The sequence below is a fragment of the Vreelandella nigrificans genome, assembly GCF_002374315.1.
Lineage (GTDB): Bacteria > Pseudomonadota > Gammaproteobacteria > Pseudomonadales > Halomonadaceae > Vreelandella > Vreelandella nigrificans.
This window is the reverse complement of sequence record NZ_NWUX01000061.1, coordinates 1-1,281: the sequence shown is the minus strand read 5'-3', so window position 1 is coordinate 1,281 and position 1,281 is coordinate 1. Positions and strand designations below refer to the sequence as shown.

At 50.6% G+C, this 1,281-nt stretch carries 1 protein-coding gene; it reads right to left on the bottom strand.

All coding sequences use genetic code 11. The features are described 5' to 3' along the window. Nucleotides 1-30 precede the first annotated feature (30 nt). Nucleotides 31-1,281, bottom strand: a 1,251-nt coding sequence (locus CPA45_RS22450; protein WP_208858587.1) for a hypothetical protein, incomplete at its 5' end; no start/stop codon positions are given.

Genomic DNA, 1,281 nt, shown 5'->3' with positions numbered 1-1,281 from the left:
GGTAACCAATGGATATTGGCAGATTTGAACTCAGCGTGGGTGTTCGTCGTTCGGCTGCTGATCCGTTGAATCCGCGGGCGGCGTCGTTTCCGGCCGGTCAACGAACTTACCTGCTTTCCAGGGGAAACGGCCAAAGTCATTGACGTCTTCCGGCTCGCCCTTGCGGGTTTCGCGGTAGTTGGGCACGGAGAGTTCCATCAAGTCTGGGCGGCCACCCCAAATGGTGCTGTCCACCTCGGCGCGGTGCGCCTCACGCAATGCCTTGAGTTCTTCTTCGCTGCTATTGGCATATAAATCGCGCCAGTAGGTAGCAGGGCGACCACGTTTCCCTGCCTCATCATAGGCCTTGGTGGTCGGATCGAGGTGGCGGAAGGGTTCAACTTGGGGAATATCAGGCAATGGCTGACTAACATCCATATAGCGCTGCAGCATATCCCAAGCGGCATACAGCTGTGCGATGCTTCCATCCACAGTAAAACTAAACTCTAGCGGGTCTTTAGTATGCGGCAGTTGGCTGCGATGGGGGTAGCGGTGGATCACTTTGAGCGAGTGGAACTGAGAACCTTGAGTGCCTATAGTCATCTCGATATAGGCATCGAATTCGTAAAAAGGAAAGTCGCCAATAGATGCCTTAACCATACCGGTACTACGACAGAAAGCTAAGTCGTCCGTCCAGTTACGGTTGCGTTTATAAAATCTAAGTTCGTATTTATCCCAGAAGTAGAGAATAAAAGTGGCTGATCCACAAATCGCCAATACAATAGCAAGAGGTGTAAAAGCTTGCCGTAATGTGTCAGCAGCAAAGATAAATAGTATTGTGCATAAGGCTGTAATTACCGTAAAAAAAGCCCCCCCCCCAGCACGCCCTCCTCCTGGTAAGATAAGACTAAAGCCGTGTGAGTAAAGAAAAAGAAGAAATCGACATATACGATATACCGCACCCAAGTTCTCATCGACATATTGCGACCAGCGCCTCTCATTGATCATGGTGTGATCATGATAGTCATCGCCAATATATTGATACTCTCGAAACCAGCTTTCCGAGTACTGATAAATAGTCGGATTAACCCCCAGATAACTGCCCCAGGGCATGCGGGTTTCTAAAATGCGCCCACTAAGCCTCTCGTTTTTGGGGGCATAACTCTGCTCAGGAATAGCCTCAGCCCGGTAAGCGGTTTCAGCGTAACCTTCCTCAGGCGTTAGTGGTTCGTTTTGCAAGCTCATCGGCGGCCTCCCCGCTGGGGCCATAACCAAGTCAGTGATGAAGGGTGTGTGGTAAAG